Origin of the sequence: Micromonospora fluostatini, assembly GCF_050410825.1 — a bacterium.
GTDB lineage: Bacteria > Actinomycetota > Actinomycetes > Mycobacteriales > Micromonosporaceae > Micromonospora > Micromonospora rosaria.
Genome location: NZ_CP191251.1, coordinates 2,226,977 through 2,242,879, shown reverse-complemented (window position 1 = coordinate 2,242,879; position 15,903 = coordinate 2,226,977). Strand labels below are relative to the sequence as shown.

At 73.0% G+C, this 15,903-nt stretch carries 13 protein-coding genes and 1 riboswitch; of the genes, 10 read left to right on the top strand and 3 right to left on the bottom strand.

The features are described from left to right. The first annotated feature begins 2 nt into the window (after positions 1–2). Both ACQUFX_RS09625 and htpG read left to right on the top strand, forming a co-directional pair. Positions 3–704: a S1 family peptidase gene (locus ACQUFX_RS09625; protein WP_428966917.1), complete on the top strand. Its 702-nt coding sequence runs from the start codon at positions 3–5 to the stop codon at positions 702–704. A 283-nt stretch (positions 705–987) separates the two neighbouring features. Further along, on the top strand, positions 988–2,904 hold the full coding sequence (htpG, locus tag ACQUFX_RS09620; RefSeq protein ID WP_428965655.1) for a molecular chaperone HtpG: 1,917 nt from the start codon (positions 988–990) through the stop codon (positions 2,902–2,904). Positions 2,905–3,094: 190 nt separating this feature from the next. Here the strand turns inward: htpG and ACQUFX_RS09615 are convergent, their stop codons facing one another. Beyond that, the gene (locus ACQUFX_RS09615) at positions 3,095–3,424 is read right to left on the bottom strand and encodes a hypothetical protein (RefSeq protein ID WP_428965654.1); all 330 of its coding nucleotides are present in this window, start codon (positions 3,422–3,424) and stop codon (positions 3,095–3,097) included. A 344-nt stretch (positions 3,425–3,768) separates the two neighbouring features. Continuing rightward, positions 3,769–3,909: riboswitch (cyclic di-AMP (ydaO/yuaA leader) on the top strand. On the opposite strand from ACQUFX_RS09615, the gene ACQUFX_RS09610 reads away from it, so the two are divergent. From ACQUFX_RS09610 to ACQUFX_RS09585, 6 genes are all read left to right on the top strand, one after another. After that, positions 3,906–4,577, top strand: a complete 672-nt coding sequence (locus ACQUFX_RS09610) for a LysM peptidoglycan-binding domain-containing protein (protein ID WP_428965653.1) — start codon at positions 3,906–3,908, stop codon at positions 4,575–4,577. It overlaps the preceding riboswitch by 4 nt. Positions 4,578–4,728: 151 nt before the next feature. Beyond that, positions 4,729–5,661, top strand: coding sequence for a diacylglycerol/lipid kinase family protein (locus ACQUFX_RS09605; protein ID WP_428965652.1), 933 nt, complete (start codon positions 4,729–4,731; stop codon positions 5,659–5,661). 109 nt (positions 5,662–5,770) lie between these two features. Beyond that, positions 5,771–6,265: a DUF1707 and DUF4190 domain-containing protein gene (locus ACQUFX_RS09600; protein WP_428965651.1), complete on the top strand. Its 495-nt coding sequence runs from the start codon at positions 5,771–5,773 to the stop codon at positions 6,263–6,265. A 182-nt stretch (positions 6,266–6,447) separates the two neighbouring features. Then, positions 6,448–8,049 carry a 3'-5' exonuclease gene (locus tag ACQUFX_RS09595; RefSeq protein ID WP_428965650.1) on the top strand — a complete coding sequence of 534 codons (1,602 nt, stop codon included), beginning with the start codon at positions 6,448–6,450 and terminating at the stop codon, positions 8,047–8,049. 40 nt (positions 8,050–8,089) lie between these two features. After that, positions 8,090–10,024 (top strand): N-6 DNA methylase, encoded by a 1,935-nt coding sequence (locus ACQUFX_RS09590; RefSeq protein WP_428965649.1) that lies wholly within the window; start codon positions 8,090–8,092, stop codon positions 10,022–10,024. 331 nt (positions 10,025–10,355) lie between these two features. Next, positions 10,356–10,937, top strand: a complete 582-nt coding sequence (locus ACQUFX_RS09585; RefSeq protein WP_428965648.1) for a hypothetical protein — start codon at positions 10,356–10,358, stop codon at positions 10,935–10,937. A gap of 221 nt (positions 10,938–11,158) precedes the next feature. Here the strand turns inward: ACQUFX_RS09585 and ACQUFX_RS09580 are convergent, their stop codons facing one another. After that, on the bottom strand, positions 11,159–12,361 hold the full coding sequence (locus ACQUFX_RS09580) for a hypothetical protein (RefSeq protein WP_428965647.1): 1,203 nt from the start codon (positions 12,359–12,361) through the stop codon (positions 11,159–11,161). 472 nt (positions 12,362–12,833) lie between these two features. Between ACQUFX_RS09580 and ACQUFX_RS09575 the strand changes: the two genes are divergently transcribed. Continuing rightward, positions 12,834–14,171 (top strand): serine/threonine-protein kinase, encoded by a 1,338-nt coding sequence (locus tag ACQUFX_RS09575; RefSeq protein ID WP_428965646.1) that lies wholly within the window; start codon positions 12,834–12,836, stop codon positions 14,169–14,171. 251 nt (positions 14,172–14,422) lie between these two features. Continuing rightward, positions 14,423–15,064: a hypothetical protein gene (locus ACQUFX_RS09570; RefSeq protein ID WP_428965645.1), complete on the top strand. Its 642-nt coding sequence runs from the start codon at positions 14,423–14,425 to the stop codon at positions 15,062–15,064. A 159-nt stretch (positions 15,065–15,223) separates the two neighbouring features. Here the strand turns inward: ACQUFX_RS09570 and ACQUFX_RS09565 are convergent, their stop codons facing one another. After that, positions 15,224–15,817 (bottom strand): NADAR family protein, encoded by a 594-nt coding sequence (locus tag ACQUFX_RS09565; protein ID WP_428965644.1) that lies wholly within the window; start codon positions 15,815–15,817, stop codon positions 15,224–15,226. Between the last annotated feature and the right edge of the window lie 86 nt (positions 15,818–15,903).

Genomic DNA, 15,903 nt, shown 5'->3' with positions numbered 1-15,903 from the left:
CCCTGGCCGAGATCGCCCCCCAGGGCTTCACCTGGAGCAACTCGGACCCCGGTGACGTCGCCACGCCGATGGTGGTCGGCGGCCGTCCGGCAAGCGAGAACTACCCCTTCATGGTGTACGTCTCCGGCTGCACCGGCTCGCTGATCAAGGCCAACTGGGCGGTCACCGCCAAGCACTGCGGCACCCCGGCCTCGGTCCGGGTGGGCAGCAACAACCGCTCCAGCGGGGGGACCGTGGTCAGCGTGATCCGGGCGGTGAACCACCCGACCATCGACGTCAAGCTGCTGCAGCTCGGCAGCTCGGTCAGCTACGCCCCGGCCCCGATCCCGACCACCTCGGGCGCGGTCGGCACCGCCACCCGGATCATCGGGTGGGGCCAGACCTGCGCCCCGCGCGGCTGCGGTTCGGCCCCGCTCGTCGCCAACGAGCTGGACACCTCGATCGTCGCGGACACCCGGTGCCTCGGCATCAACGGCCCGTACGAGATCTGCACCAACAACACCAACGGCAACTCCGGCGCCTGCTACGGCGACTCCGGCGGGCCGCAGGTGCGCCGGGTCAACGGGGTGTGGAACCTGATCGGCGCCACCAGCCGCGCCGGCAACAACAACTCGACCTGCGCCACCGCCCCGTCCATCTACGGCGACCTGCCGTCGATCCGCTCCTGGATCAACACCCAGGTCGGCGGGCTGCCCGCCGCCTGAGCACCGGACCCGAACGGGGGGGACGCCGGCCACGGCGTCCCCCCGCCCGTGGGGAAGGAAGGGCCCCTTCTTAACGCCTGCGGTAGAGAAGGGAACCCCTCTCACACCCGGAGCCCTCCCGGGCCCGGCGGCACCTCGATCGGCGTCTCCGCTCCGGGGCGACCGGGGCGTCGACGCGGCCGGTGCGGGTGTGTCGGCTGCGGGGCCTGACCGGACAGCGACCGGTCGTCGACGCGCCGTATCCTTCTCCGCGGAACCGTGGCAGGACCGCAGGAGGGATGACGTGAGCAACCGGACCGAGACGTTGGAGTTCCAGGCCGAGACCCGTCAGCTGTTGCAGTTGATGGTCCATTCGATCTACTCGAACAAGGACGTCTTCCTGCGCGAACTCATCTCGAACGCCTCCGACGCGCTGGACAAGCTGCGCCTGGAGTCGATGATCGACAAGGATCTGCAGGCCGACACCGACGACCTGCACATCGAGATCGACGCCGACCGCGAGGCCCGGACGCTCACCGTCCGGGACAACGGCATCGGGATGTCCCGCGACGACGTCGTCGCGCTGATCGGCACGATCGCCCGCTCCGGCACCGCCGAGCTGCTGCAGAAGCTGCGCGAGTCCCGCGACGCCGCGGCCAACCAGGAGCTGATCGGTCAGTTCGGCGTCGGGTTCTACGCCACCTTCATGGTCGCCGAGAAGGTCACCCTGGTCACCCGGCGGGCCGGCGATAGCGAGGGTACCCGCTGGGAGTCCACCGGCGCCGGCACGTACGAGATCGAGACGGTGGCCAACGCCCCGCAGGGCACCTCGGTCACCGTGCACCTCAAGCCCGAGGACAGCGAGGACAACCTCTTCGACTACACCGCCGAGGCGAAGATCCGGGAGATCGTCAAGCGGTACTCCGACTTCATCTCGTGGCCGATCCGGATGACCGTGGAGCGGGCCGGCGAGGAGGGCGCGACCACCAGCGAGGTGCAGACCCTCAACTCGATGAAGGCGCTCTGGGCGCGTCCGCGCGACGAGGTCGCCGAGGAGGACTACCGGGACTTCTACCGGCACGTCAGCCACGACTGGGCCGACCCGCTGGAGACCATCCACATGCGGGGCGAGGGGACCTTCGAGTACGAGGCCCTGCTCTTCGTCCCCTCGCACGCCCCGTTCGACCTGTTCATGCGGGAGGGGCGGCGCGGCGTCCAGCTCTACGTCAAGCGCGTCTTCATCATGGACGACTGCGAGGCGCTGATCCCGAACTACCTGCGCTTCGTCAAGGGTGTGGTGGACGCCCACGACCTGTCGCTGAACATCTCCCGGGAGATCCTCCAGCAGGACCGGCAGATCCAGGTGGTGCGCCGCCGGCTGGTCCGCAAGGTGCTCACCACGATCCGGGACCTCAAGGCCAACCAGGAGGAGAAGTACCGCACCCTCTGGACCGAGTTCGGTCGGGCGCTCAAGGAGGGGCTGATCGAGGACCCGGACAACCGGGACACCCTCTTCGAGATCGTCTCGCTCGCCTCCACCCACGACCCGGCCGAGCCGACCACCCTCGCCGGCTACGTCGAGCGGATGAAGGACGGCCAGAGCGAGGTCTACTACGCCACCGGCGAGTCCCGCACCATGATCGAGAACTCGCCACACATGGAGGCGTTCCGGGCCAAGGGGTACGAGGTGCTGATCCTCACCGACCCGGTCGACGAGGTCTGGGTCGAGCAGGTCGGCCAGTTCGACGGCAAGCCGCTGCGCTCCATCGCCAAGGGCCAGGTCGACCTGGACACCGAGGAGGAGAAGAAGAGCGCCGAGGCCGAGCGGGAGCAGCGCGGCAAGGAGTTCGCGGCGCTGCTGACCTGGATGACCGGGCAGCTCCAGGAGAGCGTCAAGGAGGTCCGGCTGTCGTCGCGGCTGACCACCTCGCCGGCCTGCGTCGTCGGCGACGCGTACGACATGACGCCCACGCTGGAGAAGATGTACCGGGCGATGGGGCAGGAGGTCCCGCCGGTCAAGCGGATCCTGGAACTCAACCCGACCCACCCGCTGGTCACCGGCCTGCGGACGGCGCACGAGCAGGGTGGCGACGACACCGCCGCGCTGACCGAGACCGCCGAGCTGCTGTACGGCATGGCACTGCTCGCCGAGGGCGGGGAGTTGACCGACCCGGCCCGGTTCACCCGGATCCTGGCCGACCGGCTGGCCCGTACCCTCTGACCGCGTCGGCTGCTCGCTGACCGCTTCGGCGCGGGGTGGCGCCCCACCGGGCCCACCCCGCGCCGCTCGTCGTCGGCTGCGACGCCGTGGACGTGGTCGCGGAGCCCGCCGGCGGTGGCCTCGTCGGCCCCGGTCACCCGCTGGCCGGATTTTGTCGTGGTGACCGGCGCGGTGTGCTGACCGAGGCGGATCAGGCTGCGGCGGCGGGCGAGTCGTGCCGGTGGTGCGGGTGCCCGACGGGAGCGGACTGCTCCGACGGCTGCTGCCAGGCCGGCTGCTGCCAGGCCGGCTGCTGCCAGGTCGGCTGCTGCTGTGGCGGCTGTGCCAGGCGCAGGGCCTGCTGTGACCAGGCCCAGGGTGCGCAGGGCTGCGGCCGGTCGAGGCACTGGAGGTTGCGGCACTCCCTGTGCTCGCCGCCCCGGTGCTGCTCGGCGACCCGGACAGCGAGGCGCCACAGCATCGGGTCGGTCACGCCCTCCGGCACGTTGTCCCGACGGTCAGGTCGGACGGAATCGGACATGAGCGGTCCCCCTCGTACGCGATGTCCCCTTAACCCTCACCAGTCAACACCGGGTTGAACCCGCACCACCGGCCACCAGCACGTGACAATCGCCACGTGGCCCTGCCCTCCGACCTGCGACCCGGCGGTCCGGCGGGGCCGTCGGACATCGACGTGCACCCCGGGGCCGGCGCTCCATGATGCACGCCGTGGACGGTGCCGCAACCCGACCGGAGGCGGCCCCGCGTGGCCCGGTGAAGAACCTCACCGACGGTGGGCGATCGGGGCAGACCGCCCTACCGTCGTACGAGTTCGCGTTTGCGGACACCGCGCCCGGTACGCCCAATCCATGCCACCGGTCCGCGCGGCACCAGTCGTCCAGGGCATGGAGCGGGGGACCCGACGTTTCACGGTGCAGGTCACCTCGGGGTGAAGCCGCCCAGCGGCGGCCGGGCTCCTCGGCCCGAACCCGACAGCTCACCTCGTCGGCGTGGAGGAACCAATGCCAACTCAGTACAACGCCCGGCACCGCCGTACCAGCAACCGCCGCAGGACGGTCGGCGCCCTCGCCGTCGGCGCGATGACCGGGGCCGCAGCCGTGCTCGGCACGGCCGCCCCCGCGCAGGCCGACAGCGTCAACTGGGACGCGATCGCGCAGTGCGAGTCCAGCGGGAACTGGAGCATCAACACCGGCAACGGCTACTACGGCGGGCTCCAGTTCAAGCAGAGCACCTGGGAGGGGTACGGCGGCCTCAGGTACGCCAAGCGGGCCGACCTGGCCAGTCGGGGCGAGCAGATCGCGGTGGCCGAGCGGGTCCTCAAGGGCCAGGGCATCGGCGCCTGGCCGACCTGCGGCAAGAGGGGCGGCGCGGCGAAGGGCTCCGCCTCGGCGTCGACGTCGAGCGGGTCGAAGTCGACCACCTCGAAGTCGTCCGGGTCGCAGTCGCGGTCGACCGGGACGGCGGAGCGGGCCGAGAACCGCCAGCGTGCCGCCCAGCCGGCCACCCGGGGCAGCGACCGGGGCACGTACGTGGTCCGGCCCGGCGACACGCTGTCGACGATCGCCCAGGCGAAGAACGTCCGCGGCGGATGGCAGGCCCTGTACGAGCGCAACGAGCGGGTCGTCGGCGACGACCCGGGCCTGATCTTCCCGAGCCAGCGGCTCAGCCTCTGAATCCTCCCGGGTCAGCGGCTCAGCCGCTGACCGTCACCGACCACGGGGTCCGTGGGGTCCACGACGCCCGGCCGGATTCTCCTCCCGGCCGGGCGTCGCCCGGCTCACCGGCAGGCGTGGCGAGCCGGCCGGCGGGGTACCAGCGGTCACCATGAGCACGAGCACGCGGGAAGATCGCCCCGCCGGGCCGGTGGACGCCGCCCCGGCCGTCGGGACCGTCGCCGTCGTCGCGCACCGCAAGAAGACCTTCGGCGGTGGCCTCGACGAACTCCGCGCGACACTGGTCGGCGCGGGTGTGCGGGACCTGCTCTGGTACGAGGTCCCGAAGAGCCGCAAGGCGCCCAAGGCGGTCCGCAAGGCCCTCGACAAGGGGGCCGACCTGGTGTTCGTCTGGGGCGGCGACGGCACGGTGCAGCGCAGCGCCGACGCCCTCGCCGGCTCCGGCGTGCCGATGGCCGTCCTGCCCGCCGGCACCGCCAACCTCTTCGCCACCAACATGGGCATCCCCACCGACCTGCCCGAGGCGGTCCGGATCGGCCTGCACGGCCACCGTCGCACCGTCGACCTGGGCATCCTGAACGGGGAACACTTCGCGGTGATGGCCGGGGCCGGCTTCGACGCCGACCTGATCCGGGACGCCGACCGCAAGCTCAAGGGCAAACTCGGCCGGCTGGCCTACGTGCTGACCGGGCTGCGGCACGTGCGCGGCGAGTGCGTGCGCACCCGGGTCCGGGTGGACGGCAGCGACTGGTTCGACGGGGAGGCGAGCTGCGTGCTCTTCGGCAACGTCGGCACGATCACCGGCGGCATCCCCGCCTTCGACGACGCCCGCCCCGACGACGGCGCCCTGGAGGTGGGGGTGGCCACCGCCAGCGGCGCGGTGGACTGGGCCCGCACCCTGGGCCGGATGGCCGCCGGCCGGTCCGAGGAGTCACCCTTCGTCCGGATCACCCGTGGCCGCAAGATCAAGGTACGGTTCGACGCGCCGAAGACGTACGAGCTGGACGGCGGCGCCCGGGGGAAGACGAGCCGGCTCAAGGTGAAGGTGGCGCCGGGGGGCCTCACCGTCTGCTGCCCCGGGTAGGCCGCCCGAGGGGGTTCCCGGTCGATTGTTCCCGCTGTCTAGGCTGGGGCCCCGGTGATCATCGGTGTCACCGGGGCGACCAGCAGCGACGGAGGAACGGGTTTCATCGATGGATCTGAACGAGCGGGTGGGCACGGTACAACGGACCCAGGTCCTGGACCTGCTGTCGCAGGCACTCGAACAGGGCTACATCGACCTGGCCGACTACGAACGCCGGATGTCGCTGGTCCACACCGCGACGGTCGTCGGTGACCTGACCAGCCAGGTGGCCGATCTGCCCCGCCAGTTCCACTGGCACCCGCAGCAGGCCCAGATGGCCCCCGTGACCCCGACCGTCGGCGTCGATCCCGAGAAGCGCATCCGGACGATGACCCTCGCCTCGGTCTCCCTCGGCGGGGTAGCCCTGGTCACCTCGATCTGCGGCGGTGTCGGCGCGCTGTTCGGCGTGGCCGCGATCCTGCTCGGCCGACCCGGTCTCAAGAGCGCCCGCAACCACGGGCTGGCGCTCACCGGGATCATCCTCGGCGCGGTGGGCATCGTCTTCTCCCTCTGCGCCGTCGGGATCCTGATCTTCGGCGACGGGGTGCAGCCGCCCGCCAGCTAGGGCGCGTGTCCCGCGTCGCCGTCTCGGTGAACCGGGACAGTTCCCCCTGTCGGGTGCCGGCGTCGGTGGCCGGACGGGCCCTGGACCCAGCCCCCTCGCGGTGACCGGTCGCACCACCGACAGCAGCGTCCGTGAACGGTGTCAACATGTATGCCGTTTGACGGCCATGGCACACTGCGGGGGTGCCGATCTTCGTCGCCGGGCACCTCACCCGGCAGCCCGGAGCAGACCTGCGAACCGTCACCTTCGCCCTCGTCGACGTGGCGACAACCGGCCCGGACCCGGAGCAGGGCGCCCGGATCTGCGAGGTGGCCGTGGTCCGGATGCGGGGCGACGGCGTCGTCCTGGACGAGTACGCGACCCTGGTCGATCCCGGCGCGTCGATCGCGGACGCCGAGTCCGAGATGGACCTCGCCCCCGCGCCGACCTTCGCGGAGATCGCCGACGACCTGCTGGCCCGGCTGAGCGACGCGATCGTGGTGGGCCACAGCCTGGAGTTCGTCGACCGGTTCCTCGGCGCCGAACTCGACCGCCTGGACCTCAGGCTGCCGCCCGTTCCCGGGCTCTGCGCCCTCGTCACCTGCCGCGTGCACCTCGACCGGGAGGAGTACGCGCTGACGGAGGTGGCCAACCTGCTCACCGGAGAGTGGCCCAGCGGGCTGCCCTCCGCGCTCGGCCTCGCCCGCGCCATGGCCGGCACGCTCGCCACCCTGGTCGGCGCGGCCCCCGAGCCGCTGTCGTGGCGGGGGCTGGCACCGGTGCCGCTGCCGGCGCAACCGCGCGGCACGTCGGTCACCCCCCGCGTCGTCGGGCTGCGCAAGGGCAGCGAGGGCTGGCTCGCCACCCTGACCGCCCGGCTGCCGTACACGGTGGATCCGCCCCGCCCGCGACCGGACGGGCTGCGCGACTACCGGGCGCTGCTCGCCCGCGCGCTCACCGACGGCCGGATCGTCGGCGGGGAGGCCGCCGACCTGGCCGCGCTCGCCGGCCGGGCCGGGCTGACCCAGTCGACGGCCTGGCAGGTGCACGAGGAGTTCCTCGTGGTGAGCCGGGCCCACGCCGAGGCGGACGGCGTCGTGACCGCCACCGAGCTGCGCGAGCTCCAGCGGGCGGCGAAGGAACTCGGGACGACGTACCTGATCAGGGACCTGGAGGCGGCGGCCAACCGGGCCCGGCGCGAGGCCCCGCTGCGGGGCTGGCGGGTGCTACCTGTCGGCGACTCGCCCGAGGTGACCGAGGCCGTCGACGTCGCCGTCGAGCACGGGGCCACCGTGGCGGTGAAGCTCACCCGGACCGTCCGGCTGGTGATCGTCGACGACACCGCCGCCGCGGACCCCCGGATCGCCCGGGCGACCGACCTCGGCGTGCCGGTCCTCGCCGTGGCCCAGGCCCGCAGGCTGCTGGCGGACGAGGTGGACGCCGCGTCCGGGAACCCGTCCGCCGCGCCGGAGGAGGCCGACGACGCCGCCGCGTACGGTCCCCGTTGGCACGAGTACTGGCGGCCCCGGGAGCTGACCCCGGCGGAGTACCGCGACCGGTTCGGCGGGACCCCCGCCGCCCCGACCGAGGTGCGGATCGAGTCCCGGACCCGGGCTCCGATCGAGGCCCCGGTCGAGGTTCCGGTCGCCGCCGACGAGCCGGCGGCCACCCGGCCCGCCGTCGGTCGGTCGGCGCCGATCCTCGCCACGACCACGCACGCCAAGAGCGGGTGCGCCGTCGTCGCGTTCGTCAGTGGCGCACTCCTGGCCGGGGCCGTCGAGCTGGTGCGGCAGCTGATCGGATGAGCCGTTCGTGAACTCCGTCAACAGGCATGATCGTTGACGGGTGTGGCACACTGCGGAGGTGCAGGAGAACCCGACCATCACGGCGGCGGAGATCGCCCGGCTCGCCGGGGTCGGCCGCGCCGCCGTCAGCAACTGGCGCAAACGCCACGCCGACTTCCCCGCCCCGGTCGGCGGCACCGCGACCAGCGCCGAGTTCGACCTGCGCCAGGTCGAGCAGTGGCTCCATAGGCAGGGCAAACTCCCCGAACTGTCCACCGTGGACCGGCTCTGGCACCACCTCGCGCGTACCCCCGACGCCGCCCCCGCCGTCCTCGCCGCCGCCGGCGCCCGACTGCTGGCCCGGCACCGGGGGGAGAGCGCGCCCCCGACCGACGCCCGGCTCGGGGAGCACGTCGCCAGCGTCGACGCCCTCGCCGACGAACTCGGCCCGCAGGTCGCCTTCGACGAGCTGTGGCAACGGTTCGCCGCACCCGGCCCCGGCGGCCGTACCACCGTCACCCCCGACGGCCTCGCCGACCTGATGGTCGCCCTCGTCGACGCCGGCGGCGGCACCGTCCTCGACCCGGCCGCCGGCACCGGTGCCACCCTGCGCGCCGCCGCCCGCGCCGGCTGCACCGCCGCCCACGGCCAGGAGATCGACGCCGACGCCGCCCGGCTCGCCGGCCTCTGGCTCGCCCTGCACGGCGTGGCCGGCGAGGTACGCACCGGCGACTCGCTGCGCGCCGACGCCTACGTCGGGCGCACCGTCGACGCCGTCGTCTGCCACCCGCCCTTCGGCGTCAGCACCTGGGGGCACGACGAACTCGGGTACGACCCGCGCTGGGAGTACGGGACTCCACCGCGTACCGAACCCGAGCTGGCCTGGGTCCAGCACGCTCTCACCCACCTGCGACCCGGCGGGTACGCGGTGCTGCTCATGCCCCCGGCGGCGGCGAGTCGACGGGCCGGCCGGCGCATCCGCGCCGAACTGCTGCGCCGGGGCGCGCTGCGCGCCGTCGTGGCGCTCCCGGCGGGGGCGGCCGCGCCGCACGGCGTACCACTGCACCTGTGGGTGCTGCGGCGGCCCGCGCCGGACGCGCCCGCACCGGCGCGGACGCTACTGGTCGACGCCGGCGCCGGCGAGCTGACCGAGCTGGCCCCCCGGGTGCTGGCGGTGTGGCGGACCTTCGCCGTCGACCCGGAGGCCGACGTGGCGCAGGCCGGGTTCGCGCGGGCGGTGCCGGTGATCGAGCTGCTCGACGAGGAGACCGACCTCACCCCCGCCCGCCGGCAGGCCGTCGTCACGGCCAGCACCGGAGAACACCTGGTACGCACCCGCGACCGACTGGCCGCCCTGGTCCGAGAGTTGCCCGCCCTGATCCCACCGGCCGAATCCGCGCCGGCCCACGAGGCGGGGCTGACGATCTCCGTCGCCGAGCTGGCCCGCACCGGGGCGCTGGAGATCATCGGCCCGATCCGGGCGACCGCCGCCGACGACGGTGAACCGGCCGGCGTCGGCCCACTCGTCCTGACCGTGAGTGACGTGCTCGCCGGGACCGACGCCTCCGCGCGGGACGCGGGCCGGCTCGGCCGGGAGATCGCCCTCGCCCCCGGCGACGTGGTGGTGCCGATGGTCGCCCGACCGCTCACCGCCCGGGTCGTCGCCCGTGCCCGGGCGCTGCTCGGGCGCGACCTCTACCTGCTCCGACCCAACCCGGCCGCCCTCGACCCGTGGTTCCTCGCCGGGCAACTCCGCACCTCGGCGAACGAGAAACAGGCGTCGAGCCTCTCCGGAACGCTGCGCCTGGACATCCGGCGGGCCCAGGTGCGGCGGGTGCCGCTGGAGGAGCAGCGGGCACAGGGCGAGGCGTTCCGCCGGCTCGACGCCTTCGAGTCGGCCGTCCGGCAGGTGGCGGTGCTGGGGGAGGAGTTGATCCAACTCACCGCCGACGGCCTGGCGCGCGGCTCCCTGCTCCCGGACGCCAACCACCCTTGAGGTCCCCGGCAGCCACCTGCCACACCGGTGGCCATCGCCGGAGATCGCGGCAGGCCGGCAGGAACTCGTCGAGCGCTGCCGGGAGCAGGACCTCGTCTGCCGGTCGGGCATCGCGTCGAGGCGCGTCGATGTTGCCGAGGCGTGTCCGGGCATGGTGGAATGGCTCGTATCGCCGCAGCGCGGGGGCAAACGCGCTGGGAACGGCGGCACGGGAGCATCGCAGTGCCGGCAGCGCGTCGCTTTGGCGGTCGCGTACCTGCCGCATCGCCGGGTCACCTTGACGACGACGGGTGTCACCGCACCAGAACCGGCGACGAGGTGAGTAACAATCATGTTTTCTCGGAAGGGCTTTCCGGGGTGGTACCGGCACCGCTTCACGGGGGTGGCCGTGGTCCTGCTGGCGTCAGCCGGCCTGGTCGTGCTGGTCAACTCGGCCGGCGCGGAGCCGGAGCCGGCGGATCTGCGCAGTCAGATCGTGAGCCGGATGCGGACCACGCTCGAGCAGGCGGACCCGGAGCACCACAACCACGCAGGACACGGCGTCCCGCAGGCGGCCACGGGGGAGGACGCGAAGCCGGCGGTGGTCTGCGGGGTCCGCGTATACGGCCACGAGCCGGCCGAGGCCACGGCGCTCGCCGACGTGCGGACGGTCTACGGCTTCCACCTCTGCGGGGTCGCCGAGCAGAAGCGCCCCTGGGACGTGGCGGTCAAGCTGGCCGGTCCACTGATCATGGACTTGTCCACCGAGCCTGCCGGTATCCAGGTGGTGGAGGCGACCGAGGACGTCCGGTTCATCGACCGGCTGCGGGAGATGTTCCCGGCCCGGTACGCGGAGGTGGCGCAGGCGGAGTCGTTGGGCGACACGGAGATGGCCGATCTGCGCCGCCGCTACGACGCGGCGGCCGGGATCTGATCATCCCGGGCGGGCCTCGCGTGGCCCCCGGACACGTGCCGACCGTCGTGCCACGGGCGGCAGGCGTTGGTCGCAGGGCGCCGAGGCGGCTACGCAGAGCCGGCGCGTCGCCGTGTCGACCGGTGGCTGGCGCACGACGGTCGAGCCCGGCCGGCGGCCATGTCAGGCAGCCGGCCGGGCCGTCCGGCGCGGGCAGGTGACCGGGCGAGCCGGTGGGGCCGTCAGCCGATGGCGACCTGGTGGCCGGCGGGAACAATCGAGGTCAGCGGGTGGAAGTACGCCGACCTGTGGTCGTTGCCCGGCCGGCCGATGATCATGCCGATCGCCCAGTACCGGTACGCGACGGTGCCGATCGGCGCGGCCCGGCGGAACACCGGGCCGCCGCTGTCGCCGTCCTGGGCCAGGTAGCCGACGGTCGTCCGGGTCGCCTTGACCAGGTCACAGGTCTGGCCCGCGAACCAGCCGACGGAGAAGGAGGCGCACGCCGAGAGCGCGGTGATCTGGCCCTCGCAGTTCATGTCGCCCATCGACGCCCCGCCGAAGCAGGTGCCGAACGAGCCGAGCAGGATGAAGCTGTCGACCCCGTGGACCGCCTGGGTGCTCAGCAGGGCGGGGTAGAGTCGGCTGGCGTACGTCGACCCGGAGTAGCGGGCCACGTCGTGGTTGCCGTACTCCTTGTGCGTGATGGTGCCGGCGAAGACGCCGTTCTGCGTCACCACCTGCCCGACCTCACCGCAGTGCCCGGCGGTGAGCTGGGACCTGTTGCCGGTGGCCGTCTCCACCAGGGTGAAGCCGCTGGAGCAGTCGTGACCGTTGACCCGGATCGCCGCCCCGGCCGACCACGGACTGGAGTCGACCTGCTTCGACGTGGGCACCGCGAGCGGCGCGGCGGTCAGCGCGACGGCGGTGCCGAACCGGTCGGCGGTGGCCCGGCGTACCTCGTCGGTCAGGCTGTCCACACTGACGGAGACCCGGTTGCGGAACACGTCGACGTACCACTCCGACACGACCGCCCCCGCCCGGGTGGCCCAGCTCCGGTCGGCGGTGACGCGGGCCTTGATCCCGTCCAACTGGGCCCGGCTGCGGGCCACCGTGTCGATCCGCGTCGTCGTCGACACCGTCAGGCCGCGCGCCTCGACCGTCGCCCGGGGCAGAGCGGCGACGGCCCGCCGTGCGCTCGCCGCGCGGGGACCGTCGACCACCTGGATCACCAGGGCGTCGGCCGCGGTGTCCAGGTAGAGGCCGCCGAAGTCGTGCGGGCGGCTGGCGACCAGCCGGTCCGCGGCCTCCGGGTCGGCCGCCGCGAAGGCGGCCGGGCGGGTGGTCGCCGCCGACCCGGGTGCTGCGGCGTGGGCCGGCAGCGCCGCCGCCAGCAGGGTCAGGGTGGTCAGCGTCGCGGACGCCAACCGGGAGTACGTTCTCATCCGTCGGCTCCTGATCGGTGAGCGTGTCAGGGCGGACGGCACGGGTGGGATGAGCGCCACCCGCCGGGGACTGTCCGGGTCCCCGATACGGTCTAGCCGTGATGCCGCCTCGGTCAGGGCCGCCAGGGTGACCGGACGGCTCAATCGCCCGATCGGTGGGTTGACATGTGCGTCCGCCACGCGCGTCGCGCTGACCTCTGGGTCGCCGACGGTGGCCGGCCCCGTGATGCACCGCCTGGACAATCGGGCCAACGCCGCAAGGCGGATGGACGGCCACGTTCCGGGCCCGCCAGTCGGACGTCACCGTAGCGCACCGGGCGTGAGCCCTGGATAGCACCCGCCACCACAGTGGATCCGAGTTTCGTTAGCCTCACGTTACCGATCGAATAAGGTGACTGGAGCGGCTGTGGGGCGGAGAACACTGGTCAACGGCCGCTATGAGCTCCTGGAACGGCCCTCCGAGCAGGGAGCCATGGGGGAGGTCTGGTTCGGCCGGGACACCCGGCTGGACCGGCAGGTGGTGGTGAAGTTCCTCCGGTTTCCCGCCACCGGCAACAAGGTCGAGGAGCTCTACACCCGACGCTTCCTCCGGGAGTCCCGGATCACCGCCCACCTGGAGCATCCCGGCGTGCCGGCCGTGTACGACGTCGGCACCCACAAGGGGCGCTCGTACCTGGTGATGCAGCGGATCCGGGGGGTCAGCCTGCGGACGCTGCTCGCCGAGGAGGGGCGGCTGTCGGTCGGCTGGGTGGCGGCGATGGCGGCGCAGGTCTGCGCGGTGCTCTCCGCGGCGCACCGCGCCTCGCTCGTCCACCGGGACCTCAAGCCGGGCAACCTGATGCTGGAGCCGGAGGGCACGGTGAAGGTGCTCGACTTCGGGCTCGCCGTCGCGCCGGCCCTCACCGACCTGTCCCGGATCACCATGACCGGGCACATGATGGGCACGCCCGAGTACATGGCGCCCGAGCGTATCGAGGCCAACGTCAGTGGGCCGGCGTCCGACATCTACGCGCTGGGCTGCACCATCCACGAGCTGCTCACCGGCCGGCGACCGTTCGTCGGTGCCACCCCCTTCGACGTGATGAACAGACAGGTGCGGGAGGAGCCGCCGCCGTTGCGTTTCGTCCGACCGGAGATCCCGGTGGGGCTGGAGGCGCTGGTGCTGGAGATGCTGCGCAAGCGGCCCGAGGAGCGGCTCGCCGACGCCGACGTGGTGCACCAGCTCCTGCTGCCGTTCGTGGACGATCTCAAGCCGATCCCCGGCGTGGTCGACTCGCCCACGGCGTCGAACGGGGTCCGCCTGTACGCCCGGGTGGTGAGCCAGATGCTGGCTGCCGGCCACCGTCCCGCCACCGTCGGTGCCCTCGCCGAGGGGCACGCGATGACGCTGCGGTCGGAGCAGGCGGACGCGTACTTCGCCGACGGTGACTACCGGCAGGCCGCCGCGATCTACCGGTTGCTGGCCGAGGACGTCGCCGCCCGGCACGGTCCGTTGTCCGAGCGGGCCCTGACCTACCGGTCGAGGGTCGTGACCTGCCACGGCCTGCTCGGCCTCACCGACCAGATGAGTGAGGAACTGGCCGGGCTGATCGACGACCACACCAAGGTCTTCGGCGCGAGCGACCACCGGACCGTGCAGTTGCGGCGGCAGTTCGGGCTGCGCCGGATGGGCCGGGTCGCCCGCGACGAGGTCGCCGAGCACCAGCCGGCCGTCCCCGCCGACCTGCCGCGCCGGCAGAGCGCGGAGGCGACCGACCTCAACGACTTCGTCATCCTCCGCAAGCCGTTCCGCCTCAACCGGCGCTCGTAGCCGCCACCGGCCCCGCCGCGGTCGTCGGTGCCGCGCCGGTCGGCGCGGTGATTGTTGCCGATGTGTTACCGGACCCTGAGCGGGTCGACTGAGGTCACGCCCGTCGTGCCCACCGGCGGCCGACTTCTTTCGTTCATTCATGGCAGGCGCTGTTGTGCGACCCCCGCGCACACCTCATCCTCGCAGTGCGTGACGCAGGAAGTGCTGTACGTGTCCTGGTGGATCGACTGAGAGGGACCAGCATGACTCGGATGGAACGCGCCCGGCGGCTGTTCCGGCAGCCGGTGGCGGGCGCCCGCCCGGTGGGAACGGCGCTCCGCCTCGCGGCGACCGCGCTGGCCGCCGGCCTGCTCGGGGTCGTCGCGGCGGTGGCGGTGGCCGCACCGGCCAGCGCGGCGCCCACGACGATCTGCAAGAGCTCCCCCATCCCGGCGGGCTACGTCATCATCGGCCAGGGCTCCTCGGCGTCCTGTCCGGGCAGCTTCCCCAACACCTGGACCATCGACACGCCGTCCACCACGTCGTCCACGGTGGTGTGCAAGGTGTCGACGCTGCCCAGCGGCTACGTGATCATCGGTGAGGGTTCGTCGGCGTCGTGCCCGGGGAGCTTCCCGAACACGTGGACGATCCGCCTGCCGTCCACCACGTCGACGACCGTGGTGTGCAAGGCGTCGACACTGCCCACCGGCTTCGTCATCATCGGTGAGGGTTCGTCGGCGTCCTGCCCCGGCAGTTTCCCCAACACCTGGAGCATCCGCACCCCGGCGACCTCCGGCACCACCGTGATCTGCTCGGTCTCCCCGATCCCGGCCGGTTACGTGGTGGTCGGCACCGGGTCGTCGGCGTCCTGCCCGGGGAGCTTCCCCAACACCCGGACGATCCGCCTGCCCTGACCGGACGACGGACGGGGCCACCGCAGCCGTCCCCCGACGGCCACGCCGGCCCCGTCCACCCGTTCCCCAGCCCGCCCGTTCCGGCCCCCCTGGTGGCGTGGCGCGGCCGAAGCCGCACGACACCCGGTAACCAGGCGGCCGGCCGTACCGGCTCCGGCGTCAGCGGGTCCCGGGGCCGGTGTGGTGCGCCGGGCCGAGGCGGTCCCGTACCTCCATCAGCGCGAAGCCGAGCAGGTTCTGCCCGCGCCACTGTGCCGGCCGGGTGGCCCGCTCGTCGTCCGCGGCCAGCCCGATGCCCCAGATCCGGTCCAGCGGGCTCGCCTCGACCAGGACGCGCTCACGGGTACCGGCGAGGTAGGCGTGCAGGTCGGGGTGCTGGCGGAACTTCTCGACGTTGCCGGCGACCACGATCTCGAACCGGTGGGCGTCCCACCGGGTCTGGTCGAAGTCGCGTACCTGCCGGCCGAGGGCCTTGACCGTCCTGGGGTGGTCGGCGGCGAGGATCCGGTCGGCCGTCCGCTCGTCGCCGAAGAGCAGCGCCTTGCGGTGCATCATGTAGTGCTCCGCCGTCGGGTAGCGCACCGAGTCGACCGTGAAGGTCGTCGGGCACCACTGGCTCAGGCAGTCGGCACCGGTGCTTCCGTCCCGCCGCGGCTGGTGGCCCCAGAAGAACAGGTACCGCAGCCGGGCACCCCGGGCTTCGAGGTGACGGGCCTCGTCCAGCGTGCGGGGCAGCGCGTCGATCCGTTCCATACCCGGCCACGGTGCCAGGACGGGCCGGCACGGGCCAGCGGGTTTCCCGCCGGCCGGCCCCGGTGAACGGGGGACGGGGCGGCCCG

What these genes read in the sequence shown, in the direction of transcription:
- ACQUFX_RS09600 (WP_428965651.1), top strand. Translation starts at nt 5,771, where the DNA reads ATGGATCTGAACGAGCGGGTGGGCACGGTACAACGGACCCAGGTCCTG.
- ACQUFX_RS09585 (WP_428965648.1), top strand. Translation starts at nt 10,356, where the DNA reads ATGTTTTCTCGGAAGGGCTTTCCGGGGTGGTACCGGCACCGCTTCACG.
- ACQUFX_RS09610 (WP_428965653.1), top strand. Translation starts at nt 3,906, where the DNA reads ATGCCAACTCAGTACAACGCCCGGCACCGCCGTACCAGCAACCGCCGC.
- ACQUFX_RS09580 (WP_428965647.1), bottom strand. Translation starts at nt 12,361, where the DNA reads ATGAGAACGTACTCCCGGTTGGCGTCCGCGACGCTGACCACCCTGACC.
- ACQUFX_RS09605 (WP_428965652.1), top strand. Translation starts at nt 4,729, where the DNA reads ATGAGCACGAGCACGCGGGAAGATCGCCCCGCCGGGCCGGTGGACGCC.
- ACQUFX_RS09575 (WP_428965646.1), top strand. Translation starts at nt 12,834, where the DNA reads ATGGGGGAGGTCTGGTTCGGCCGGGACACCCGGCTGGACCGGCAGGTG.
- ACQUFX_RS09565 (WP_428965644.1), bottom strand. Translation starts at nt 15,817, where the DNA reads ATGGAACGGATCGACGCGCTGCCCCGCACGCTGGACGAGGCCCGTCAC.
- ACQUFX_RS09615 (WP_428965654.1), bottom strand. Translation starts at nt 3,424, where the DNA reads ATGTCCGATTCCGTCCGACCTGACCGTCGGGACAACGTGCCGGAGGGC.
- ACQUFX_RS09570 (WP_428965645.1), top strand. Translation starts at nt 14,423, where the DNA reads ATGGAACGCGCCCGGCGGCTGTTCCGGCAGCCGGTGGCGGGCGCCCGC.